Annotated in this window: 24 protein-coding genes; 13 read left to right on the top strand and 11 right to left on the bottom strand. The window is 66.8% G+C overall.

Annotation, left to right across the window (positions count from 1 at the left end; all coding sequences use genetic code 11):
* Window positions 1-319: 319 nt before the first annotated feature.
* Genes B7G52_RS14955 through B7G52_RS14945 form a run of 3 tightly spaced genes read right to left on the bottom strand, consistent with a single transcriptional unit; the run spans window position 320 to window position 3522 of the window.
* Window positions 320-1345, bottom strand: a complete 1026-nt coding sequence (locus tag B7G52_RS14955; RefSeq protein WP_096698353.1) for a lysylphosphatidylglycerol synthase domain-containing protein — start codon at window positions 1343-1345, stop codon at window positions 320-322.
* Window positions 1342-2613 carry a cardiolipin synthase ClsB gene (gene clsB / locus B7G52_RS14950; protein WP_096698352.1) on the bottom strand — a complete coding sequence of 424 codons (1272 nt, stop codon included), beginning with the start codon at window positions 2611-2613 and terminating at the stop codon, window positions 1342-1344. The genes B7G52_RS14955 and clsB overlap by 4 nt, the downstream gene beginning before the upstream one ends.
* A gap of 33 nt (window positions 2614-2646) precedes the next feature.
* On the bottom strand, window positions 2647-3522 hold the full coding sequence (locus B7G52_RS14945; RefSeq protein WP_096698351.1) for an endonuclease/exonuclease/phosphatase family protein: 876 nt from the start codon (window positions 3520-3522) through the stop codon (window positions 2647-2649).
* Window positions 3523-3829: 307 nt separating this feature from the next.
* Between B7G52_RS14945 and B7G52_RS14940 the strand changes: the two genes are divergently transcribed.
* Both B7G52_RS14940 and B7G52_RS14935 read left to right on the top strand, forming a co-directional pair.
* Window positions 3830-4300, top strand: coding sequence for a hypothetical protein (locus B7G52_RS14940; RefSeq protein WP_096698350.1), 471 nt, complete (start codon window positions 3830-3832; stop codon window positions 4298-4300).
* 179 nt (window positions 4301-4479) lie between these two features.
* Window positions 4480-4848 carry a glutaredoxin gene (locus B7G52_RS14935; RefSeq protein WP_096698349.1) on the top strand — a complete coding sequence of 123 codons (369 nt, stop codon included), beginning with the start codon at window positions 4480-4482 and terminating at the stop codon, window positions 4846-4848.
* A 284-nt stretch (window positions 4849-5132) separates the two neighbouring features.
* Here the strand turns inward: B7G52_RS14935 and B7G52_RS14930 are convergent, their stop codons facing one another.
* From B7G52_RS14930 to B7G52_RS14915, 4 genes are all read right to left on the bottom strand, one after another.
* Complete coding sequence (locus B7G52_RS14930) at window positions 5133-6203, bottom strand: flavodoxin family protein (RefSeq protein ID WP_096698348.1); 1071 nt, start codon at window positions 6201-6203, stop codon at window positions 5133-5135.
* 273 nt (window positions 6204-6476) lie between these two features.
* Window positions 6477-7028, bottom strand: coding sequence for a Spy/CpxP family protein refolding chaperone (locus B7G52_RS14925; RefSeq protein WP_096698347.1), 552 nt, complete (start codon window positions 7026-7028; stop codon window positions 6477-6479).
* A gap of 99 nt (window positions 7029-7127) precedes the next feature.
* Entirely contained in the window at window positions 7128-7568 is a 441-nt protein-coding gene (gene cueR, locus B7G52_RS14920) for a Cu(I)-responsive transcriptional regulator (RefSeq protein ID WP_096698346.1), read from the bottom strand.
* Window positions 7565-7759, bottom strand: a complete 195-nt coding sequence (locus tag B7G52_RS14915) for a heavy-metal-associated domain-containing protein (RefSeq protein ID WP_096669951.1) — start codon at window positions 7757-7759, stop codon at window positions 7565-7567. The genes cueR and B7G52_RS14915 overlap by 4 nt, the downstream gene beginning before the upstream one ends.
* Window positions 7760-7916: 157 nt before the next feature.
* On the opposite strand from B7G52_RS14915, the gene B7G52_RS14910 reads away from it, so the two are divergent.
* Complete coding sequence (locus B7G52_RS14910) at window positions 7917-10307, top strand: cation-translocating P-type ATPase (protein WP_096698345.1); 2391 nt, start codon at window positions 7917-7919, stop codon at window positions 10305-10307.
* A gap of 44 nt (window positions 10308-10351) precedes the next feature.
* A complete protein-coding gene (locus B7G52_RS14905) occupies window positions 10352-10933 on the top strand; it encodes a hemerythrin domain-containing protein (protein WP_096698344.1) in 582 nt (193 codons plus the stop codon).
* Window positions 10934-11107: 174 nt separating this feature from the next.
* On the opposite strand, the gene B7G52_RS14900 is transcribed toward B7G52_RS14905, so the two are convergent.
* Window positions 11108-11677 carry a hypothetical protein gene (locus B7G52_RS14900; protein ID WP_096698343.1) on the bottom strand — a complete coding sequence of 190 codons (570 nt, stop codon included), beginning with the start codon at window positions 11675-11677 and terminating at the stop codon, window positions 11108-11110.
* Between the two features lie 30 nt (window positions 11678-11707).
* Window positions 11708-12811 (bottom strand): alkene reductase, encoded by a 1104-nt coding sequence (locus tag B7G52_RS14895; protein ID WP_096698342.1) that lies wholly within the window; start codon window positions 12809-12811, stop codon window positions 11708-11710.
* Between the two features lie 307 nt (window positions 12812-13118).
* On the opposite strand from B7G52_RS14895, the gene B7G52_RS14890 reads away from it, so the two are divergent.
* The 4 genes from B7G52_RS14890 to B7G52_RS14875 all read left to right on the top strand — a co-directional run bounded on the left by B7G52_RS14890 (window position 13119) and on the right by B7G52_RS14875 (window position 16030).
* Complete coding sequence (locus B7G52_RS14890; protein WP_096698341.1) at window positions 13119-14444, top strand: AsmA family protein; 1326 nt, start codon at window positions 13119-13121, stop codon at window positions 14442-14444.
* Between the two features lie 244 nt (window positions 14445-14688).
* Window positions 14689-14874, top strand: coding sequence for a DUF1328 domain-containing protein (locus B7G52_RS14885; protein ID WP_096698340.1), 186 nt, complete (start codon window positions 14689-14691; stop codon window positions 14872-14874).
* Window positions 14875-14901: 27 nt separating this feature from the next.
* Window positions 14902-15207: a hypothetical protein gene (locus B7G52_RS14880; protein WP_141397473.1), complete on the top strand. Its 306-nt coding sequence runs from the start codon at window positions 14902-14904 to the stop codon at window positions 15205-15207.
* Entirely contained in the window at window positions 15188-16030 is an 843-nt protein-coding gene (locus B7G52_RS14875; RefSeq protein WP_096698338.1) for a transglutaminase family protein, read from the top strand. The genes B7G52_RS14880 and B7G52_RS14875 overlap by 20 nt, the downstream gene beginning before the upstream one ends.
* Before the next feature lie 43 nt (window positions 16031-16073).
* Here the strand turns inward: B7G52_RS14875 and B7G52_RS14870 are convergent, their stop codons facing one another.
* On the bottom strand, window positions 16074-16844 hold the full coding sequence (locus B7G52_RS14870; RefSeq protein WP_096698337.1) for a class II aldolase/adducin family protein: 771 nt from the start codon (window positions 16842-16844) through the stop codon (window positions 16074-16076).
* Window positions 16845-17022: 178 nt separating this feature from the next.
* A complete protein-coding gene (locus B7G52_RS14865) occupies window positions 17023-18003 on the bottom strand; it encodes a helix-turn-helix domain-containing protein (RefSeq protein WP_096698336.1) in 981 nt (326 codons plus the stop codon).
* A gap of 287 nt (window positions 18004-18290) precedes the next feature.
* On the opposite strand from B7G52_RS14865, the gene B7G52_RS14860 reads away from it, so the two are divergent.
* From B7G52_RS14860 to B7G52_RS14840, 5 genes are all read left to right on the top strand, one after another.
* Window positions 18291-19490 carry an amino acid ABC transporter substrate-binding protein gene (locus B7G52_RS14860; protein ID WP_096698335.1) on the top strand — a complete coding sequence of 400 codons (1200 nt, stop codon included), beginning with the start codon at window positions 18291-18293 and terminating at the stop codon, window positions 19488-19490.
* A gap of 100 nt (window positions 19491-19590) precedes the next feature.
* On the top strand, window positions 19591-20466 hold the full coding sequence (locus B7G52_RS14855; RefSeq protein WP_096698334.1) for a branched-chain amino acid ABC transporter permease: 876 nt from the start codon (window positions 19591-19593) through the stop codon (window positions 20464-20466).
* 202 nt (window positions 20467-20668) lie between these two features.
* Window positions 20669-21646, top strand: a complete 978-nt coding sequence (locus B7G52_RS14850) for a branched-chain amino acid ABC transporter permease (RefSeq protein WP_096698333.1) — start codon at window positions 20669-20671, stop codon at window positions 21644-21646.
* Complete coding sequence (locus B7G52_RS14845; protein WP_096698332.1) at window positions 21639-22394, top strand: ABC transporter ATP-binding protein; 756 nt, start codon at window positions 21639-21641, stop codon at window positions 22392-22394. The genes B7G52_RS14850 and B7G52_RS14845 overlap by 8 nt, the downstream gene beginning before the upstream one ends.
* Window positions 22391-23257: an ABC transporter ATP-binding protein gene (locus tag B7G52_RS14840; protein WP_096698331.1), complete on the top strand. Its 867-nt coding sequence runs from the start codon at window positions 22391-22393 to the stop codon at window positions 23255-23257. Before B7G52_RS14845 ends, B7G52_RS14840 begins: the two co-directional genes overlap by 4 nt.
* Window positions 23258-23261: the final 4 nt, after the last annotated feature.

Here is a 23261-nt window from a genome sequence, read left to right as displayed (position 1 = left end):
CCTGGACGAGTTCGTCTTCCGCTTCAACCGCCGCACCTCCAGCTCTCGCGGGATGCTGTTCTACAGGCTGATGCAACAAGCCGTGGTCACCGATCCGGTGACCTACGCCGACATCGTGCTGCCCGCCGAAAAAGCCGCTGAAATGACCTCGTGGAGCTAAGCGGATACCCCTTATTAATATACAGTGAATTGGGTGTTTTTGCCAGAGCTGGGCGGACCGGACCTCTGCCATGTTCTGTCTTTCAGGGCAAAAAACGGCGGCAACGGTGGCTAAACAGCGGCAATGCCGGGCAAATGCCCTGGAGGCTGTCGACAGGCCTTAACGGGAGGCTTCGGCCGTGGCAACCTCGGCCGGGGTTGCCCCTGGCGCCAGTTTTTTGACCCGCACTTCCATGACCAGGTAGATCACTGTGGCGAGCACCAGGGGCACCAGGTAATAGATGACGCGGTAGGCCACCAGGGCGGCCAGCAGCTGGTGCGTGGGCATGGCATGCGAGAGCAGGGCCACAAACACCGCTTCCAGCACGCCCAGGGCGGCCGGCACGTGGGCGATGACGCCCGCCACGGCGGCCACCAGCAACACGCCGGCCACCGCCGCAAAGGCGATTTTCTGCTGCAGCAGCAGAAACACCAGGCTGCTCATGATCAGCCAGTTCGTCGCACCCATCGCCACCTGCAACAGTGCCATCCTGCCGGAAGGAAGTTCCAGCCGGTGGCCGCGCAGGGTAACGCTGCGCCGGGGCGACAGGGCGCACAGCAGCAGGTAGGCCGCGGCGGTCGCCAGCAGCACAAAACCCAGGACCTGCAGGCCGCCGCTGCCCATCTTCCAGCCGGGCGGCAACTCCGGCGTGGCAAAGGCGAAGATCAGGCCGCCGAGGAACAGGTAACCGGTCCAGTTGGTCAGCATGCTGAGCGACAGGATCCGGGTGATGGTCCCGGTGTCCAGCCTCAGCCGCGAATAAAGCCGGTAACGGAAGGCCACGCCGCCCACCAGCGAGCCGAGGTTGAGGTTGAACACATAGCTGATGAAGGTGACCAGCATCACCGTGGTGGCGCGCAGGGTGTGGCCGGTGTAATGCCGCCCCACCAGGTCAAAGCAGCTGTACAGGCCCAGGCTCAGGGCGGCCAGTGCCACCGCGCCCAGCAACAGCGCCGGCGGGTAGGCGCGCAACGCGGCAAACACCTCCTGCCAGTCGATGGCGCGGCCCTGCTCGACCAGCAGCCAGGCCACCAGGGCAAAAAACACCAGCGTTGCGACCCGTTTGAGCCAGGGCCACCAGACCTTGCCGGTGATGCCGGCCTTCTTCGGGCGGCGCAGGGCCGGCAAGGCGGGCGCCGTGCTCATGAGACCCGGCCCTCGTTGACATGGCTGATTTTCACGTCCACGTCTGTCTGGCCCAGCAGTTTTTCGGCCAGTGTCAGGCGCGGCGTGTGGGCCGGCAGCCAGCCAAACCAGGCCGGGTAGCGCCGCAGCAAATGGAACACCAAAAAGCTGCGCAGGCTGGCCCAGAGGCCGGTTTCGGCCACGTCCCTGGCGTGGATCTGCGTGCAGCTGTCCTGCATCAGCTGCTCCAGGTGCTCGCCCAGATGCTGGTTGAAGGCGCGGTCCTTGATGATGACATTGGCCTCCAGGTTCAGCGACAGGCTCAGCGGGTCAAGGTTGCTGGAGCCGACGGTGGACCATTCGTCGTCGGTCAGCGCGACCTTGCCGTGCAGCGGGCGGTCATGGTATTCGTAGATCTTGACGCCGGCGGCCAGCAGGTGGTGATACAGCAGCCCCGCTGCGATCTTGACAATCGGCATGTCCGGCTCGCCCTGCAGGATGAGGCGCACGTCCACCCCGCGCCGCGCCGCCTTGCGCAGCTGCCTGAGCAGGCGGTAGCCCGGGAAGAAGTAGGCATTGGCGATGATGATGCGGCGGCGCGCGCCGCGGATGGCGATGCGGTAGTGGCGCTCGATGTCGCTTTGGTGTTCCACGTTGTCGCGTGTCACGAAGATGGCATCGGAAGGGCCCGTGGCCGGCGGCAGGGAGTTGGCGGGCGCGACGGCGGGGACCGGCTGGCGGTTGAGAAGCTGGGCCAACCGGCTGCCCGGCGGGTGCTGGCCGAGCAGCAGCTGGGCCCGGACAAACTGGTGAATCTCGGCGACCAGCGGCCCTTCCATTTCAACCGCATAGTCCTGCTTGGCCTCGGCCCCGAAGTCCGCGAGGTGGTCGGCCGAATAGTTGATGCCGCCGACGAAGGCCCGCTTGCCGTCGACCACCACGATCTTGCGGTGCATGCGGCGAAACAGGTTGGTGCGGTAGCCCCACAGGCGGGGGCTGGGGTCGAACACATGCACCCGCACGCCGGCCTGCGTCAGCGCCAGGATGAAGGCGGGCGAGAGGTCCGGGGAGCCGTAGCCGTCGATGGTGATGTCGATCTGCACGCCGCGCCCTGCGGCGGTGAGCAGGGCCTTCTGCAGGGCCTGGCCGACCTTGTCTTCAAACAGGATGAAGGTTTCCAGCAGCACCTCGTGCTCGGCCGCCGCGATGCATTCGAACACCCGCGGGAAAAAGCCCTCGCCGTTTTCCAGCAGGGTGAAGCGGTTGCCGGCAACCCAGCGGCCGTTCATGAGGTGGTCTCGCGTGCAGGCCCCGGGTGCATGTCAGAACTCGATCTCGGCGGCCAGCGGTGCGTGGTCCGACAGGTGCGACCAGGGTTTGAGCGGCAGCACGACGGGCGAATGGCCGATCGCGTTGCGCACGTAGATGCGGTCCAGCGGCAACACCGGAAAACGCGCGGGGAAGGTGCGCGCCGCCTTGCCGTTGGCATTGACGAACACTTCATGCATGGCGGCGCCCTTTTCGAGCACGGCGTGGGCGCGGCGGCGCCAGTCGTTGAAGTCGCCTGCCGCGATCACCGGCGCGCTGGCCGGGATGTCCTTGTGCACCATGTCGCACAACATGTGCAGCTGTTTGATGCGGTGCGATTCGGCCAGGCCCAGGTGGACGCAGATGGCATGCACATGCGTGTCGCGGCCGGGCACTTCCAGCACGCAGTGCAGCAGGCCGCGCCGCTCGGGGCCGCTGATGGACACGTCGCGGTTCTCGAAGTGGATGATGGGGAATTTCGACAGCACGGCATTGCCGTGATGGCCGTTGGTGTACACGGCGTTGCGGCCGTAGGCAAACTGCGGCCAGATGGTGTCGGCCAGGAATTCGTAGTGCGGCGTGGCCGGGTAGTTGGCGACGCGGCTCTCATGCCGGGCGTGGGTGCCGGTGACTTCCTGCAGGAACACCACATCGGCGCCGACCGTGCGCACCGCCTCGCGCAGCTCATGCAGGATGAACTTGCGGTTGAAGAAGGTGAAGCCCTTGTGGATGTTGACCGTCAGGACCTTGATGGAGACGCTCTGGGCGGCGGCGGCAATGGCTGCCTGGGTCTGCGCCAGTGCATCGGCCTCGTCGGGCGGCGCGAGCTCCACAGAGACGGAGGGTGCGACGGGTTCGCTGGGCTTGAGAGGTGTTTCGGAAGAGGGCATGGCGCGGCAAAAGGGGCAAAACCCTATTGTCGCGCGGCCGTGCCCAAAGGCTGTAGGACAGCAAGCTCATTTGCCGTGTGGCGGGTTTTGCGCCCGCGTGTCAAGCGTCTGTAAAGGTTGGTGTCCTACGTCAGGCGGGGGGGCTCTCCGGCAGGCCCGGGCCGGCCTGGGTAGTAGATTTGAGTTACTCAGTTCCGACAAGGCACTGGCGCCTGCAGCTGCCTTTCCGGGCGCCCTGCAGGCTGGCAGCTACTTCAGGAGGTCACGACCCGCCCTGACCTGCCTGTTTCATCACAAGGAGTTTGAAATGAACAAGTTTTCCATGCGTTCCCTTTCTGCCGCTGCGGCCCTGACCGCCACGCTGGCTTTTGCAGCCCATGCCCAGGTGGGTGTCGGCGCTGACGTCGGTGTGCGCACCGGTGTCAACAACAACATCAGCAGCGACGTGCGAGCCAACGCAGGCGTTGGCGTGAACGCCACCGCTTCCTCGTACGGCACGGCCACGCGCAGCGACAGCTCGATGGGCGCCAACACCGACACACGTGCCCGTGCCCAGGCCTCGGACGGCAGCGTCAAGGGCACGGTCAGCCGCACAGCCAACCGCACAGAAAATGCCGTGGAGCGCGGTGCCAGCGCGACCAAGAATGTCGCCGGGCGCGCGGTCAACTCGGTGGGCAACGTCGCCCGCCGTGCCGGCAACGGCATCCAGAACGCCTTGCCCGCCGGTGCGCGTGGCAACGTGCAGGGCGCTGTCGGCGGCCAGGTCGAGGCCAAGTAAACCGGTACTGAACCGACGGTCCTGCGGGGCCGGGCCGCCGGGGCATGTTCCCGGTGACCCGGCCCCTTTTTTTGTCTGCACGGCAGGCGCCTGCGCGCGCTGTGCCGTATGCTGCGTCTGGTTCCTGCGTGGCCTCAGGCCGGCCACCCGCGTCACCCACCCACTGAAAGGATTCCGTCATGCCACGCGCCATACTTGAGGAGTCCCGCATCCACCCGGCCATCCAGGGCAAGATCGCCCGCCATGAGCAGGCCATCGTGCAGGAAGTGCAGGCTGCCGTGGCCGTCCATCCGGTGGTGGTGGTCGGCATGGCCATGAACCCGTTTCCGCGCAAGGCGCGCCGCGCGCTGGATGCGGCGGGGGTGGCGCACCACTACCTCGAATACGGCAACTACCTCAACACCTGGCGCGAGCGCAATGCGCTGAAGATGTGGACCGGCTGGCCCACCTTTCCCATGGTGTTTGTGCGCGGCACGCTGATAGGTGGAGCCGGCGACCTGGACAAGCTGATCGCCAGCGGCGCACTCAAGGCCTTGCTGGGCGCCTGAAGCACGGCCTCCGGCGAGCGGCGGCCTGCAAGGTGCAGCGTATTACACGAAGCGACAGGCGTGGGGGTCCCTCTTTACCAGCCGGGGCCGCGGAACCGGCTTTGCCGGGCCGCAGGCGCAGCGCCCCTCGGGGGGCAGCGCAGTACGCGAAGCGACAGGCGTGGGGGTCCCTCTTTACCAGCCGGGGCCGCGGAACCGGCTTTGCCGGGCCGCAGGCGCAGCGCCCCCTCGGGGGGCAGCGCAGTACGCGAAGCGACAAGCGTGGGGGCCCTATTTGTGGGGCTCTATTTCGGCCGTGGCCGGGAAAGCCCCTTGTCGGGCTGGGACAGGGTGCCGGCCCGCAAGGCCTTGACGGCGTGGGCCACCGCGCTGGCGACATTGCGCACCTCGGCCTGCATGGGCGCGTCGGCGTCCAGGGCGTCGTGGCTGGTGGCGTAAGGCGCGTAGTAGCCGACATAACGGTCCAGCCGTGCCTGGCTGCCGGCGTCGATCAGGCCCATCCAGTCGAGCCAGTCGGACAGGCCGCGCCGCACGCCTTCGATGCCTGCGACATCGCCGTGCACGACCAGGCCGTAGGCGCGGCCGGCCAGGTGTTGGGGGTAGTCCCAGCCCTGAAGCTCCAGCGCCTTGGCCTCCAGGGCTTTCTTGCCGTGGGTGCTGGTGGGATCGGGGTTGCCGCCGTCGGCGCAGACCAGGCGGTCCATCATGAGTTTGAGCGGGCTCGGTGACTGGTACCAGTACACCGGCGTCACAATGATGACCGCGTGCGCCGCTGTCCAGCGTTCATAGATTTCGTTCATCCAGTCGCTGGTCTGCCCCTGCGCATGGTTGGGGTAACAGCTGCAGGGCCAGTGGCACAGCGGCATGGCGGTGGCCACGCAGCCCTTGCAGGGGTGGATGTTCAGGTGGTAGCTGGAGGTCAGCAGGCTGAGGTCGAGCACATCGGTCTGGATCTGTGCCTGCACGAGGGTTTCTTCGGCCCACTGCACCATGCGGAAGGTTTTCGAGATCTCACCGGGGCAGGTGCCGTCGTTGCGTGCCGAGCCGCAGACCAGCAGCACGCGTGAGGGTGTCGCCGGGTCCTGCCACGCCGCCTGGGCCTGCTCAATACGCGCCTTGGTCGCCAGCCACTCGACGGAGAGGTCGTAGTCCGGGTCGGCGTAACCCGGGCCGGCCTTGCGCGTGCGGGGCGCCTTGCGGCCTTCCTGGTAGGCGTCCCAGGCAATCGCCTCCACGCGGGAGATCGCCTCGGCTTCAGCCTGGAAGGCCGGGTCCATGAAGGATTCCATGAAACGCTCATGGAACACGCTGCGCGATAAAGCGGCCGGCGCCTGGCCTTTGCGGATCGGGGTCATGGCGCCAGTTTAGGCAGGCAGTCAGGTGGAAAAGCGAAGCTTGCACCTCGTCCTACGCGGGAAAGCGACGGTGTCTGGCGAGGCAGAAAAGTGAGTAAAAAGTGCGTCCAGCCCCCGACCTGTCTACGCAGCCAGCTCCTGAAAACATAGCGTTTCAAGCGCGGCCCGCCATCAAAAAAGCCTGCGCCACGCCCGACAGGGACGCGGCGCAGGCTGGGGTCAGGCGACGCTCAGGGCGCTGAGGGCCGCCCTGTGGCGCGGGACCGTGCAGGCTCAGCCTTTGTGATGCTGGCCGTGGTGTCCGCCATGGCCCATGCCGCCGCGGCCCATGCGCTGGCTGTCAAAGACTTTTTGCTGCTCGGGGCTGAGCGCGGCATAGAAGGTCTTGGTCGCCTCGCCGCGTTTGTCCATGGCGGCGCTCATCTCGGCCATGCGCTGGGCGCGCAGGGCACGCATCTTGTCGATGCGCTCGGGCGTGGTCAGTTTGTCGAACTCGGCCTTCATGGCGGCGCGGTCGGGGCGGGCGCCGTGAACCGGCGGCTGCCTGGAGGCGGTGAAGGCCGTCCACGCACCTTCCTGGGTCGGCGTGAGCTTGAGTTTGGCCTTGAGCTCGGCCTGGTGCTTGGCGATGCGCCCCTGCATCTGAGCGGGATCATGGCGGCCCATGTGGTCGCCATGGTGGCCGCCGGCTTTGGCCGGCGCGCCTGCGGTGGCGGGTGCCGCGGGCGCAACGGTTTGTGCCGTGGCGGCCAGGGCCGCGGTGGCCATGATGCCGGCGAGCACCAGGCTTTGAACAGATTTCAGGGGTTTGAACATGGAGGTCATGAAAGCTTCCTTTCGGTAGAAGACAAGCCTGTGGCCGGGAGTGGCGTCAGGTTGAAAGGAAGTTTGCGCCGCCTGTGTAAGGGCGCCATGACGCTCGCGTCAGGATTTCGTAAAGTTTCTTTGCAGAACCGGGCGCGGGGCTGCGCCGGCGAGGTCGTCGAGGATGGGGCAGTCGGGCCGGTCGTCGCCCTGGCAGCCGTGGATCAGGTGACCCAGCGTTTTTTGCATGGCCTGCATGGCGGCGATGCGCTGGGCCAGGTCGTCGGCGTGTTTCTGCGCAATGCGCCGCACGCTTTTGCTGGCGCGGCGGCGGTTTTGCCACAGGCTGACCAGCTCGGCGATTTCCGGCATGGAAAAACCAAGCTCGCGCGAGCGCTTGATGAAGCGCAGCGTGTGGACCTCGGCATCGCTGTACTGGCGGTAGCCGCTGTCGCTGCGGTGCACGTGCGGCAGCAGCCCCAGCGACTCGTAGTGCCGCACCATCTTGGCCGACACGCCGGACTGGCGCGCCGCCTCACCGATGTTCACGGGTGCGCTCATGCGGTGGCATATCCTTCTTCGGAAATCGCAGCAATGATGGCCTCGCGGGGCTGGTCCGACCGCACCTCCACCTTGCCTGCTGCGCGATCTATCTTTACTTCGGCCTGCGGATCGAGGGTCTTGACGGCCTGGGTCACGGCGCGTTCGCAATGGCCGCAGGTCATGCCCTGCACGTTGAAGGTCTGGTCCATGGGGTTGTCCTTTCGGGGGTTGAATGGAAGAAGCCTGAAGCTTCAACCTTGCCACAATGGTAAGGTCAACCGGTCCGGCACCAAATCCCTGCGTCGCGTAAGGTTGATCTCGATCAAGGCTTGACCTTGCCATGATGGCAAGGTTGACCATTCGCTTATGAGCACAACCCTCTCCCCCTCTACCCTGGACCTTGGCGTTGACGGCATGACCTGTGCGTCGTGTGTGTCGCGTGTTGAGAAGGCCCTGAAAAAAATCCCTGGCGTGCAAGACGCCATCGTGAACCTCGCCACCGAATCGGCGCGTGTGGTCTACGCCCCTTCGGCGCAGATGGACGCGCAGATTCGCCGCGCCGTGCGCAACGCCGGCTACGAGCCGCGCGCGGCTGAGGAAGCCGCGCCGGAAGAGCTTTCTCCGTGGGCCGGTTTCGCGCCGGTGGCCATCGGCCTGTTGCTCTCGGCGCCGCTGGTCGTGCCCATGCTGGGCGACCTGCTGGGCAAACACTGGATGCTGCCTGCTTGGCAGCAGTTCCTGCTGGCGACGCCGGTGCAGTTCATTCTGGGTGCGCGGTTTTACAAGGCGGGCTGGCATGCGCTGAAGGCGCTGACCGGCAACATGGACCTGCTGGTGGCCATCGGCACCAGCGCGGGCTGGGGCCTGTCGGTATGGCTGTGGCTCAGTGCCGAGGCCGACACGATGCCGCATCTTTATTTCGAGGCCTCGGCCGTGGTGGTGACGCTGGTGCTGCTGGGCAAGTGGCTGGAGGCGCGCGCCAAGCGCCAGACCACGGCAGCGATACGCGCGCTGCATGCCTTGCGGCCCGAGGTCGCGCACGTGCTGCAGGGCTCGGGCGAGGAAGCCGACCTGCCGGTGGCCGAGGTGCTGCTGCGCGACCGCCTGGTGGTGCGGCCGGGCGAGCGCATTCCGATGGACGGCCTGCTGCAGGAAGGGCAGACCCAGGTGGATGAATCGATGCTCACCGGCGAGCCGCTGCCGGTGAGCAAGCAGCCCGGCGACAGGCTCACCGGCGGCAGCATCAACGGTGACGGGCGTGTGGTGCTGCAGGTGAGTGCCGTGGGCAGCGAAAGTGTGCTGGCCCACATCATTCGCCTGGTGGAGGATGCGCAGGCCGCGAAAGCGCCTATCCAGCGCCTGGTGGACCAGGTCTCGGCCGTGTTTGTGCCGGTGGTGCTGGCCATTGGCCTGCTCACCTTGCTGGGCTGGCTGTGGGCCGGCGCCGGTATGGAGACGGCGCTGATCCACGCGGTGGCCGTGCTGGTGATTGCCTGCCCCTGTGCGCTGGGGCTGGCCACGCCGGCGGCCATCATGGCGGGCACCGGGGTGGCGGCAAAAAACGGCATTTTGATCAAGGACGCGCAGGCGCTGGAGCTCGCGCATAAGGTCGATACGGTGGCCTTTGATAAGACTGGCACGCTGACGGTCGGGCGGCCGCGGCTGGTGGCATTTGTCGTGTCTCCGGACGCAGACGAAGCTGCGCAACTGGCGGTCGCCGCCAGCCTGCAAAGCGGCAGCGAACACCCGCTGGCGCGGGCCGTGGTGGCCGCCGCGCAGGACCGCGGCATGACGGTGGCGCAGCCCGACGGACTGCGCGCGGTGCCCGGCCGCGGCAGCGAGGGCGAGGTCGGCGTGCGCAGCTACCTGATCGGCAGCCTGCGCTGGATGGACGAGCTCGGTGTGGACCTCGGCGCGCTGGCGCCGCAGGCGCAGCGGCTGCAGGGCGAAGGTGCGACGCTGGCGCTGCTGGTGGAACGGGTACCCGTTCGGGCTGAGCCTGTCGAAGCTGTCTCTGGGACGCGTGACGAAACCCTTCGACAAGCTCAGGGCGAACGGTATATTGCGCGCGCATTGATGGCGTTTGCCGACGAACCCAAGGCCGGTGCCAGGGAAGCGCTGGCGGCCCTGCGTGCGCGCGGCATCCGCATCGTGATGATCTCCGGTGACAACCAGGGTGCGGCCCTGGCCATGGGCGCGCGGTTGGGCTTGGGCGCCGACGAGGTGATGGCCGAGGTGCTGCCCGGCGACAAGGCGGCCGCAGTGGCACAACTCAAGCGGGAGGAGGCCGTATTTACCAGCCGGGGCCGCGGAACCGGCTTTGCCGGGCCGCAGGCGCAGCGCCCCTCTTTTTCGTTCAAGGGGCAGCGCACCGCCGTAGGCTCACGCAGTGACAAGCGTGGGGGTCACACCGTCGTGATGGTCGGCGACGGCGTCAACGATGCGCCGGCGCTGGCGGCGGCCGATGTCGGCATGGCCATGGGCACGGGTACCGACGTGGCCATGCACGCGGCCGGCATCACGCTGATGCGCGGCGACGTGGCGCTGGTCGCCGGCGCGCTCGACATCTCGCACCGCACGGTCATGAAGATCCGGCAGAACCTGTTCTGGGCCTTTGCCTACAACGTGGCCGGCATCCCGCTGGCGGCGCTGGGTTTCCTGAGTCCGGTGGTGGCCGGCGCGGCGATGGCGCTGTCCAGCGTCAGCGTGATCTCGAACGCGCTGCTGCTCAAGCGTTGGCGGCTGCGCCGGGATTGACCTGGATCAAGGTTTGGCGCCGGGGCCTGTGACAAGCTGCCACCATGACTCATTCCTCACTGCAAATCATCCGCGACGAGCACGCGGCCGTGGCCGCCGTGTTGCGCTCGCTCGTCATGATGATGGAGCGTGGCCCGGGCGACGAGCCCGAGCGCTTTTTTGACGTGGTGCGTGCGATGCTGTTTTACATCGACGAGTTTCCCGAGAGGCTGCATCACCCGAAGGAGTCGGACCTGCTGTTTCCCCGGCTGGCCCGCGTGGCGCCCGAACTGATGCCGGTGATACGCCGGCTCGAATCCGACCACATGAACGGCGAAGGCAAGGTGCGCGAACTGCAGCACCTGCTGCTGGCCTGGGAGCTGATCGGCGAGACGCGGCGCGCCGCGTTCACCGAGGCGGCGCAGGCCTATGTGGGCTTTTACCTCGACCACATGCGCACCGAGGAAACGCAGATCCTGCCGGCCGCCCAGAAGGCCCTGACCGCCGAGGACTGGGTGCAGCTGGACGCGGCTTTCCAGCATGAGCGCGACCCGCTCGCCGGCGGTCTGCGCGACCCGTGTTACGACCGGCTGTTCACACGCATCGTGCTGACCGCGCCTGCCCCGATCGGCGTGGGCGCCGCCTGAGTTCCCTCAAAAATGCCAGCAATCCGCGGCGGGCGGTCGCAAATAGCTATTTATTTTGTAGCAACGCAGGCCCCGACGCTGCCGTCCGGCCTCAAAACGACTGCTTGAGCCCGACGCTGACCAGTGTCTCGCGGTTGCTGCGGCCCACGGTCGCATCGACCTGAAGCCGGTGGGTCAGGTTGCTGCGTGCGCCGACCTGGAAGGTGGGCTTGGCCAGCTGCTGGCCGAAAGCCTCCGCATGCACGGTGGCCATGCCAAACTCACGTTCATGGGCCAGCCCCCAGGTCGCCACCCCCGGTCCGCCCGACGGCCGCTGTCCCCCGAGATTGAGGTGTGTTGCACCCCACCGCTGTTGCAGCTCAACAGGCCGTTGAGGTAGGGCGTGGTGCCGCCTTGGCCGCGGGTTTGCGTGGCGCCCAGCACGGCGGCGGTATGGCAGCCGGCCTCTTGCGACGGCGTGATGCGCCACTTGGCCTGCAGCGCCTGGCTGGTGTTGGCGGCGGTGCGATCGCGTGTGACCGAGGCGCCCAGCTCCAGGCCATCAACCGGCGCGTAAGCCGGTGCCACCGTCCAGGTGTGGGCGTGGCCCGGCAGGCGCGCGTACCAGCCCTCGACGTGGCCGGTGCCCGCGTCGTCGGTGTTGGCATCGTCCACCGTCAGCGGGCGCCCGGCATGGGCGCTGCTGCTGGCCAGGAGGCCGGCCACCAGGGCCAGGCGGCATGAAAAAAGCGGCGGGGTCCACATGCCGCCGAGTTTATGTCACCTCAAGGCGGCTCAGGCCAGTGCCGGGTAGTCGGTGTAGCCCTTGGCGTCGCCGCCGTAGAAGGTCGCCTTGTCGGGGGTGTTCAGTGGCGCGCCCTCGCGCAGGCGGCGCGCCAGGTCGGGGTTGGCGATGTAGGCCTTGCCGAAGGCGACCAGGTCGGCGCCGTCCTGCACGGCTTGGTCGGCCAGGGCCTGGTCGTAGCCGTTGTTGACCATCCACGCGCCCTTGCCGCCTGCAGCGCGGTAGGCCGCCTTGAGCGCGGCGTAGTCAAACGGCCGGTCGGGCAGCTCGCGCGGGCCGCCTGTGGCGCCTTCGATGATGTGGATGTAGGCCAGGTTCAGCGTGGCCAGTTCGCGGATCACATGGTCGAACAGCGGCTGTGGGTCGGCATCGAACACGTCGTTGGCCGGTGTCACCGGCGACAGGCGAATGCCGGTGCGGCCGCCGCCGATGGCGCCGGTGATGGCGCGGGTCACTTCCAGCAGCAGGCGGGCGCGGTTTTCGATGCTGCCGCCGTAGTCGTCGGTGCGCTGGTTGGAGCCGCTCTTGAGGAACTGGTCAAGCAGGTAGCCGTTGGCGCCGTGGATCTCCACGCCGTCGAAGCCGGCGGTTTCGACCGCGTTGCGCGCCGCCGCCTGGTAGGTGTGCACGATGCCGGGCAGTTCCTGCGCCTGCAGGGCGCGCGGCTCGGAGGTGTCGACAAAGGTCGGCACGCCGTCCTTGATCAGCACGGTCTTGGTTTTGGCGGTGATGGCCGAGGGCGCCACCGGCTTGCCGCCGTGGGGCTGCAGCTCGTTGTGCGAGACACGGCCCACATGCCAGAGCTGGACCACGATCTTGCCGCCGGCCTTGTGCACCGCCTGGGTCACGCGTTTCCAGCCGTCGAGCTGCTCGGTACCGTACAGGCCCGGAACGTCCGAATAGCCCTGGCCTTCGTGGCTGATGGCGGTGGCTTCTGTGATCAGCAGTCCTGCCGTGGCACGCTGGGTGTAGTACTCGGCCATCAGCGGCGTCGGAATCGCATCGGGCGCACGGTTGCGCGTGAGCGGCGCCATGACGATGCGGTTGGCAAGGTGCAGGTCACCGGCCTGGACGGGGTCGAACAAAGTAGGCATGAAAGGGTTCCGATGAAAAAAGGGACAACAGGACAACAACAGGACAACAGGCTGCAGTGTGGGCCGAAATCGAATGGCTTGTGCAACACGGGCTGCTGGATTCGTGCTAGCCGCGATGGCGTACGCCGGACAAGTTACCGCAGCTTGGCCACGCATCTCTTGATCTGGCCCAAGGAAGCGGTCATGGGGCCGGCCTGGCGCAGGTGGACGGCCGTCCTGCCGCGGTTTATTTCAGCAGGCCTTCGTGTTTCATCGCTGTTTGCACCGCCGGGCGCACCGCCCTGCAGGGACTCGCCACAATACGGGCATGGCAAGAATTTTCAGAGGGGTTCTGTGGCTGGCGCTGGCTGCCGTGCTGTTGCTGGCCGGGGTGGCGCTGGCGCTGCATGGCTGGGTGGGCAGCGACGATTTCAGGCAACGTGTGCAGCAGGAGGCCTCCGCGGCGCTGGGCCTGCCGGTGCGGGTGGGCGGCATCGACGTGGCGCTGTGGCCGCTGCCGGCCGTGGCGCTGAGCGGCATCGAGGTGCAAAGCCGGCCGCCTCTGACCCTGGCGCGGCTGGAGTTGCGCCCGGGCTGGGCGGCGCTGCTGCAGGGCCGGCTCGAGGTGGCCACGCTGGTGCTGCGGGAAGTGGTGTTGCCGCAGCAGGCGATCGACGCGATTTTGCTGTCGCTACAAAAAAAGATGCAGTCCGCGCTTGTTTCTCCTGGGCTGCAGCCGAAGATGGCTTTAAATCTCCAGCCCGCGAGTGCGGCTGCTGCGGGGGATGAGACGGCGGTGGACCGCTGGCTGCCGCGCCGCGCGCTGCTGCAGGACGTGAGCTGGGTCAGCCTCAAGGGTTCGCGCACCACGGTGGATGCCGGGATGCGCCTGGGCGCGGACAGCCTGCCCGAGGAAGCGTCGCTCAAGGTCACGCAAGGCCATCTGCGGGGGCTCAACGGCAGCCTGCGGCGCGAGGAGGCCGGCCAGTGGGCGCTGCGTGTGGAGGTCGGCGGCGGAACGGTCGCGGGCCGGCTGGGCATGCAGCGCGCACCGTCGGCACAGGGCGGCCAGGCGCTGGTGCTGCAGGGCCAGCTGGAAACGCGCGGGGTGGAGGTGTCGGCGCTGACCGCGCCGAACCGCCCGCTCAGCGGCCGGCTGGAGGCGTCCACCACGCTCAAGGCCGCTGCGGCAACGACCGCCGGCCTGGTCGACGCGCTGCAGACGCAGACGCGGTTCACCGTGAAGGACGCGGTGCTCAACGGCATGGACCTGGTCAAGGCCGTGCAGACCGTGGGCCTGAGCCGCGGCGGGCAGACGCGGCTGGACACGCTGGCCGGGCAGGTCCAGTCGCAGGGGCGGGCCGCGCAGCTGAACAACCTGGTGGCCAGTTCCGGGGCGCTGAGCGCCACCGGCAACGTCGCCGTATCAGCCAGCCAGGCCCTGAGCGGGCGCGTGAGTGTGAGCCTGGGCAACACCGTCGGGGTGCCGCTGGTGGTGGGCGGCACGCTGGCGGCACCCGAGGTCACGCTGACCCGCGGGGCGCTGCTGGGCGCGGCCCTCGGCACGGTGGTGATGCCCGGCGTCGGAACCGGCGCCGGCATGGAACTCGGCGACCGGCTGGGCCAGGGCCTGGGCAAGCTCTTCGGCAAGTAGGGCCGGCCGCGCCCCGAGCGGCCGCCGGGTGTGTGGTTAAAACCGGCACCGGCCCTTTTCCTGCCTGCGCTGGTAGCTATGAAAAGAGGAGTACGCCGGGCTGTCCGGTTTGTCCTACAGCGGTGTGCGCCGGCTGCTGATTCGGCGCGCGCGGTTCGCCGCCTACCATCTTCCTTACTGTTGAGAGGCACTTGCCTGGCATCCCCTTGCCTGGCGCCTTTTTATCCTTTCAGGGAGAAAAACCATGTTGAAGTACGCCATTGTTTTCGCCATCATTTCGCTGATTGCCGGAGCCCTGGGCTTTGGCGGCATTGCCGCTGGCTCGGCCGGCATTGCCAAAATCCTGTTCGGCCTGTTCCTGATCCTGGCCGTGGTGTTTATCGTGCTGGCAGCGCTCGGTGTGGGTGCGGCCAGGAAGGCGCTCAAATAAATGCCGCTGTCACTGAATGCTGGCGTCATGTCCCGGGTGCCTCCGACCGAACCTCCCGCCAAGGGTCGCCACGCAGAAGTCAGGCGGGTGGACCGCCTGCGGGCCAGCTTGGCGCAACTGCTGCTGGTGGCGCGTCTGCGGGCCCGCACCCGGCGCGACCTGGCGGTGGATTTGCTGGAACGCGCCGCCCACGTGATTTTTGTGACCTGCAAGAGCTGGTTTCTGCCGTCGCCGGACCGCGACGGGCAGGTGCCCCCGGCGGCCACCGGCGTGCCGGTTTCACCGCCCTCCGACAACAACAACAAGGACCTTGATGCACACCGCCACGATTGACTGCCTGCTGGACTACGACGTCGCCAGCCCCACGCATTTCTGCTTCAGCATCGAGGCGGCCTTTCACGAGGCCCACCGCGTGGTGGAGGAGCGCCTGACCGTCACGCCCAGCGTCAAGGTGCGCCATTTCTGTGACGAGCGCAGCGGCAACCGGTTTTTCCGGCTGGACGCCTCGCGCGGCCAGTTGTCGGTGAACTACCACGCGCAGGTGGAACTGCAGCACGCGCCGGTGCCCTTGCACCTGGAGGAGGAGGCGGTGACGGCGGTGCCCGACGACGTGATGCGTTACCTGATGCCCAGCCGCTACTGCGAGTCCGACATCATGAGCCGCGCCGCGCAGCAGCTGTTTGGCCACCTTTCGCCGGGTCTGTCGCGGGTGCGGGCCATTGAAAGCTGGATCCACGATTCCATCCATTACCTGCCGGGCTTCAGCAATTCAACCACCACGGCGCAGGAGGTGTTTGTGCAGCGCGCCGGTGTCTGCCGCGACTTTGCGCACCTGGGCATCACGCTCTGCCGCGCATTGAACATTCCGGCGCGGCTGGTGGTCGGTTATGTTTATTTTGACGAGCCGCCCCAGGACTTCCACGCGGTGTTCGAGGCCTGGCTCGATGGCCGCTGGGTGCTGTTTGATGCGACGCGCATGGCGCCCAACGATCGCCTGGTGCGGGTCGGTACCGGGCGCGATGCCAAGGACGTGGCGTTTGCCACGATTTTCGGCAACGTGCAGATGCTGCGCAAGGAGCTGGTGGTGGACCAGGGCGACAGGCCCGCGGGCCAGGCGGCCGACGCCTTGCCCGCGGGCCTGTCCATGGCCGCCTGAATGCCGGCCGTTCAGCGCTTCATTGCTTCAGGGTTTCAGGGTTTCAGGACTTGTAACCCTCGTCGATCCGGTCCAGCTTGCGGATCAGCGAGGGCCAGGCAAAGGCGCCGCCCAGACCGCCGGTCTGCACCCGCATGGCCTCAGCCACGCCCTTGACGATTTGCGGGTTCACCTGAATCAGTTCGCCGCCCGCTTGGGCGTCGAGCTGGATGCGGCAGGTGTTCTCGAAGGTGTACATGGAGAGAAAAGCGTCGGCAATCGTCTTGCCGACCACCAGCAGGCCGTGGTTGCGCAGCATCAGGAAGTTGGCCGTGCCCAGGTCCGCCTGCAGGCGTGGCTTTTCGTCGTCGCGAAAGGCCACGCCTTCGTACGCGTGGTAGGCCAGCGAGCCCAGCACAAAGGTTGACTGCTGGCTGATCGGCAACACGCCGCATTTCTGCGCGCTGACGGCGACGCCGGCGCGGGTGTGGGTATGCAGCACGCAACCGGCGTCAGGACGGGCTTCATGCACCGCGCTGTGGATCACGAAGCCGGCCGGGTTCACCGGGAAGGCCGAGTCGATGACCTTGTTGCACTGCTCGTCGACCTTGACCAGGCTGGACGCGGTGATCTCGTCGAACATCAGGCCGTAGGGGTTGATCAGGAAGTGGTGCGCGCCGGCGCCGCTGACCGATTCGGGCAGCTTGGCGCTGATGTGCGTGAAAACCAGGTCGCTCCAGCCGTACAGCGCCACCAGCCGGTAGCAGGCGGCCAGGTCGCAGCGCAATTGCCATTCTTCGGCACTGACAACTTCCTTGAGGGAGGGAATATGCATGAGGGGTCTCCTGAATGGGGTGATGCTGCACGATACGCCAGCGCAGTGGCGGCGACGGTCACCCGTTTGACAATCGCCGGCCGGTCCTGGGCTGATCCCGGGTTGCTATAAAAAGAAGAGCTGCCAGCGCATGTTCCATAAGGGCCAAGGGTCGATTTGATGCTGAATCGGGTCCGCTTCAGTGCCTGAGCAACCCGGCGGCCGCGTTGAGCAGCCAGGCCTGCCGGAATTCGCTGGGGCTCAGGCCGGTGTGCCCGCGGAACACGCGGCTGAAGTGCGAGAGGTTGCTGAAACCCCAGGACAGCGCGATGTCGGTGATGGGACGCGCCTGCGGCCCGCTTTGCTGCAGTTCGCGGATGCAGGCCTCGAGGCGCAGGTGCAGGATGTAGCTGGCCAGGGTGTCGGTTTCGCCGGCGAAGGCGTTGTGCAGGTGGCGCTTGCTGCAGTTGAGCGCGTGGGCAATCTGCTCGATGGACAGGGCCGGGTCGCGCAGCCGGGTGCTGACATAGGCGCGGATGCGGTCCTTCAGGGCCTCGCGCTGCGTCACGGCCGTGGCCTGCCCGGCGAGCTCGATCAGCGACAGGCGCACCAGCTGGGCGATCAGTTCGCCGGCACCGCGGGCGGCGGCCGCGCTCATGTTGGGCAGCTCCTGGTAGGTGCTGCGCATGGTGGTGAGCGCCACCCGGGCGATGCCGCTGGCGCCGCCCACGTGGCGTGCCATCAAGTTCTCCAGCGGCAGGCCGCGCTCGATGATCTGCGCCTTGGGCAGCATCACGATCAGGTGTTCCACACGTTCGGGGTTGTCCACGGCGTAGGAGCCGGTGGTGTCGTAAATGGTCCAGGCACCGGGGCTGACCCAGGCGCGCCGGCCCATCTGCTCGACACCGGCGCGGCCCTGCAGCGGCGCCACGATCTTGAGGTAGCCGGCATCGCTGGCGCGCACCATGTCCGGGGTGCGCACGACGCGGTGGCGGTTCGCTTCCAGCCGGGTCAGCACCACGTCGCCCGCCTGGGCAGACATCATTTCGCCGTCGAAGTCGGTGTCGCCGTAGAGGTCGGATTCCAGGCCACCGAAATGTTTCCATACCCACTCGCGCCAGACGGGTGCGCGTTCACGCGGGGCGAAATTGTCGGTGGATACCAGTGTGGCCGCGGTCATGATGCCTCCTGCCGAGCCGCCTCAAAGGAGGCATGCTCCCCCTCGGGGGGCAGCGAACCAAAGTGAGCGTGGGGGTTCATGATGTCTCCGGTTTTTGTGGGCTCGGCCCATGGCAAAGATTATGGGTGTTGTGCCATGTCCTGTTGCAGTTACCGGTCAAGGGTTAACCCGGATCGCCGTGCGCTGACCGTCAACTGCTTTGTGCGCGCAAAGCAAAGCGCCCGGCCCGGTGTCTGCCTATCATGCGGATTCCAACAGCCCTTCAGGGCGACTACACAGGAGACACCATGGTCCAGTCATCGAAGCGTCAATTGCTCAAGGGCGCCGCAGCCGCCGTCGGGGCCGCCGCCTTGGCCCCTTCCCTTTTTGCCCAGGCGGGCCCGGTGCGCATCGGCTACGCCATTGCCCGCACCGGCCCGTGGACCGGCGGCGCGCAGGTCAGCCAGGAGCCCAACTACCTGCTCTGGGCCGAGCAGGTCAACGCGGCCGGCGGGCTGGACGTCAAGGGCACCAAACGCCCGATCGAGCTGATCAGCTCCGACGACCGCAGCGACATCGAGACCTGCGTGCGTTCGTATGAAAAACTGATGGGCAGCGACAAGGTCGATTTGATCCTGCCGCCCTGGGGCAGCAATGCCAACTTCGCGATTGCGCCGCTGGCCAACCGCATGGGTTACCCGGTGCTGGCGCCGACAGCGCTGTCGCGCAAGCTGGTCGAGCTGAAGCTGCCGAACTTCTTTTTGCTGCTGCAGCAGCCCGACCGCATGGTCGGCGCGCTGGTGGACATGCTGGTGGCCAATGGCGTGAAGACGGTGGCCGTCATTTACGTGGACGACCTGTTCGGCCTGGAGAATTTCTCGGCGCTCAAGGTCGCGCTGCGCAGCACCAGCATCCAGGTGGTGGAAGAAAAAAGCTATCCCGGCGACATCAAGGACTTGTCGCCGGTGCTGCGCTCCATCAAGGACAAGAACCCGGAGGCCTTCATCGGCCTGAGCTACCCGCCCGACACCATCCTGGCCAGCAAGCAGTCCAAGGAAATCGGCTTCAACCCGCGCTTTTACTATGCCTCGGTCGGCACGGCTTTCCAGCTTTACCGCAACGTGATGACACCGGCCGGCGCCGAAGGCGTGCTCGGCATGGGCTCGTGGAACAGCAAGACCAGCCCGGGTGCCAAGGCCTACTTCGATGCACACACCAAGAAGTTCGGCGGCAAGGAGCCGGACCGCTGGGCCAGCGGCCACTGCTGGGCCGGCCTGGAGATCCTGCAGGCGGCCGTGGCCAAGTCCGGTCTGGACCGCAAGGCGATCCGCGACTACATCGCCGGCACCACGCACAAGACCATCATCGGCGACGTCAAGTTCACCGGCAGTGAAAACACCGCCACGCCGGGCACCGTGGGCCAGTGGCAAAACGGCGAGTTCGAGGTGGTGTGGCCCCAGAAGGTGGCCACTGCCAAGCTCAGCCTCGTCAAGCCCGCCTGGAAATAAGTTCTCCGACCTGTCAACACCACCCCGTTCAGGCTGAGCCTGTCGAAGCCGCACGGCGCACTTCGACAGCTTCGGTGCGAACGGGGCTGCCCTTTTCACCATGTCACTTTTTTCCTGGCTTGAACTGATTGCCTCCGGGCTCATCACCGGCGGCATCTACGCGCTGGTCGCGCTCGGGCTGAACCTGCAGTACGGGCTGATGCGCATCCTGAACATCGCGCACGGCGAGTTCCTGATGCTGGGCGCCTACCTGACCTGGATGGCACACACCACGCTCGGCATCTCGCCGCTGCTGATGGTGCCGGTGTCCTTTCTGGCGCTGATGGCACTCGGCCTGGTGATTCACAAGCTGTGTTTCCGGCGCCTGACCGTGACTTCGCCCAACCTTGACATCTTCGAGGCGCGCGGCCTGATGGTGGCCTTCGGCCTGATGTTCCTGGTGCAGAACTTTGCCTCCTTCATGTGGGGCGGCGACCTGCGCGGCTATGACTACCTGGCCGAGCCAGTGAAGATCGGCGAGGCGCAGTTTGCCGGCAACAAGCTGCTGGTGTTCGGCCTGGCGCTGCTGTTCAGTGGTGCGCTGATCGCGCTTTTGCGTTTCACGCTGCTCGGCAAGGGTGTGCGTGCGCTGATGCAGTCGCCGACCGGCGCGCAGCTGGTCGGCATCGACACCCAGCGCCTGCACCCGCTGATGTTCGGCATCGGCCTGGGGCTGTCGGGCGTGGCCGGCTGCCTGCTGTCCATGGCCTACACGATCACGCCGTCCATGGGCGAGCCCTACACCGTCACCGCGCTCATCGTCATCACCTTGGGAGGTTTCGGCAGCATGAGCGGCGCGCTGGCCGGTGGTTTGCTGCTGGGCGTGGTGGAAGCGCTGGGCATGCATTTCACGAATCCTTCGCTGAAAGCGCTGCTGTCGTACAGCGTGTTTATTGCGGTGTTGTTGTTGCGGCCGCGCGGCCTGTTTGCCAAATAGAAAAACAAATGTCCACTACTCAGATCATTGCCGGCAACACGCTGTTCTTGCTCCCTCTCCCGCTGGGAGAGGGTTGGGGTGAGGGTGAGCGGCAAGCCACAAGCTCCCGTGGATCCCTGTGCAGGCCGCAGCCCTCACCCCCGCCCTCTCCCGGAGGGAGAGGGGGTCCAACCGGCGCATACGACCCGGGTGATGACAAGAAATGAAAGACAAACAGATTCTTGTGCGCGACCTGCTGCTGCTGCTGGCCTTTGCCGGCTGGGCGCTGGCGCTGCCGCATTACGGCAGCGAGTTTGTCGTCTCGATGGCGCTGACCTGCCTGATGTATGTGGCGCTGTCCTCGAGCTGGGGCCTGTTCTGCGGCAGCACGCGTTACCTGTCGCTGGCGACCTCGGCCTTCTTCGGCATCGGCGCCTACACCAGTGCGATTGCGCTGGAAAAAATGGCCTGGCTCGAGTCGATTGCGCTGGGCGCCGGCATTGCAACCGTGGTGGCTGTCGTCATGGGGGCGGCCGTGCTGCATTTGCGCGGCACTTACTTTGCGGTGCTGACCTTCGGCATGACCGAGCTGATTCGCCATGCGGTGACCTACTTTGAAAAGAAAGTCACCGGCACGGTGGGCCGGGTGCTGACCGTGGTGCCGGACCGCGACACGATTTACCTGACGGTGCTGGCGCTGGCCGTGCTGGCGGTGCTGGTGTCCATCATCGTGCGGCGCAGCCGCTTCGGCCTGGCCTTGATGGGCATAGGCGCCGACGAGCAGCGCGCGCAGACCCTGGGCGTGAACACGCGGCTGATCAAGGTGGCCGGCTTTGCAATGACGGCCGCGTTTGCCGGCGCCGTGGGCGCGGCCATGGCCGTGCGCTGGACCTATATCGACCCGCACACGGTGTTCAACCCCTTCATCGGTTTCCAGACCGTGCTGATCGCGCTGATCGGTGGCGCGGTCACGCTGTGGGGTCCGCTGATCGCCGCGATTGTGTTCAGCGTGCTGGCCGAGACCCTGCGCCTGCAGGCGCCGCAGGTCTACATGATGTCGTTGGGCCTGCTGCTGATTTTGAGCGTGCTCTACCTCCCGGGCGGGCTGGCCTCGCTGCGCTGGGCCACCTTCAGCGGCTGGTGGCAGGGCAGCAGGGGCTGGCTGCGCAGCCTGAACAGCAAGGAGCGCAAGAATGGCTGAGTTGCTGCTGCAGGCGCGTGACATCACGGTGCGTTTTGGCGGCCTGACGGCGGTCGACGCCGTCAGCGCCGACTTCCATGCCGGCGAACTCGTTGGCATCATCGGCCCGAACGGCGCCGGCAAGACCACGTTTTTCAATGCGATCTCCGGCGTGATCGCCCCGACCGGCGGACAGCTGCTGGCGGCCGGGCGTGACCTGGCCGGCCAGGGGCCGCACCGTTATGCCGCGGCCGGTGTGGCGCGCACTTTCCAGACGCCGCGCGTGTTTCCCGACATGAGCGTGGCCGCCAACATCGACTTCGGGCTGAAGTTTGCCGGGCGAACGCGCAAGGGCTCCTGGCATCTGCGCGACGAGGCCAGCATTCTCGAACTGATCGGCCTGCACGCCCAGGCGGCCTTGCCGGCGGGCGCCATCACGCCGTCGCAACAGCGCCTGCTCGAAGTCGGCATGGCGCTGGCCACGCGGCCGCGCCTGCTGCTGCTCGACGAGGTGGCGGCCGGCCTGACCGAAGCCGAGATTGAAAACATGGCGCAGCTGATACGCCGCATGCGTGACGAGCTGGACCTGACCGTGGTGTGGATCGAACATGCGGTGACCACGCTGCTGCGCCACGTGGAGCGCGTCATCGTGCTGCACCAGGGCCGCAAGATTGCGGACGGCACACCGGCCGAGGTGGTGCGCAATGCCGAAGTGATTGAAGCCTATCTGGGTGATGAGATGGTGGAAGCAACGGGAGTGCCGGCATGATGTGGTACGCCCCGTCTTTTGTGCTCGGCGCGTCAAGCCATGCGCACCTCAAGGTCCAAGGCCTGAGCGCAGGTTACGGCGCTTTCCTGGTGCTGCGCGATCTGACGCTGGAAATCAAACCCGGCCTGACCGTCATCCTCGGCCCCAACGGTGCCGGCAAGACGACCTTGCTCAAGGCCCTGTCCGGCCTGATTCCGCGTGGCGGCGAGGTGCTGCTCAATGACCAGGCGCTGCCCGTCAAGACCAGCGAGATCGTGCAGCGCGGCATGGCCCTGGTGGCCGAGGGCCGGCAGCTGTTTCCGCAGATGACGGTCACCGAAAACCTCGAGCTCGGCGGCTGGCTGGTCGCCAAGGCCGAACGCACGCGGCGTCTCGAGCAGGCCTTCAATGATTTCCCCAAGCTGCGCGAACGCGCGCAGCAACTGGCCGGCACCATGAGCGGCGGCGAGCAGCAGATGGTGGCGGTGGCGCGCGCCATGATGAGTGCGCCGCGCCTGCTGATGCTGGACGAACCCTCGCTGGGCCTGGCGCCACGCATGGTGGACGAGCTGCTGGCGATCACGCGCCGCATCGCCGACAGCGGCACCACCGTGCTGATGGTCGAGCAGAACGTGAAGAAGGCGCTGGCCGTGGCCGACCGCGGTTATGTGCTGGAGCGCGGCACGCTGGTGGCCAGCGGGCCGGCGGCGCTGCTGGCGCGCTCGACCGTCATTCGCGAGGCCTATCTGGGTGCGGGCGCCGCCGTTTCCACCACGGCCACACATGCCGCAAAAACCACCGTTCGGGCTGAGCCTGTCGAAGCCCTTCCATCCGATCGTCCTGAGCTTGTCGAAGGGCAAGCTCAGGGCGAACGGACCCTGTAGTTCT

Origin of the sequence: Polaromonas sp. AER18D-145 (assembly GCF_002379095.1) — a bacterium.
Classification (GTDB): Bacteria; Pseudomonadota; Gammaproteobacteria; order Burkholderiales; family Burkholderiaceae_C; genus Polaromonas.
Note: the sequence above shows the minus strand (reverse complement) of the source record. Positions and strands in the feature narration are given on the sequence as shown.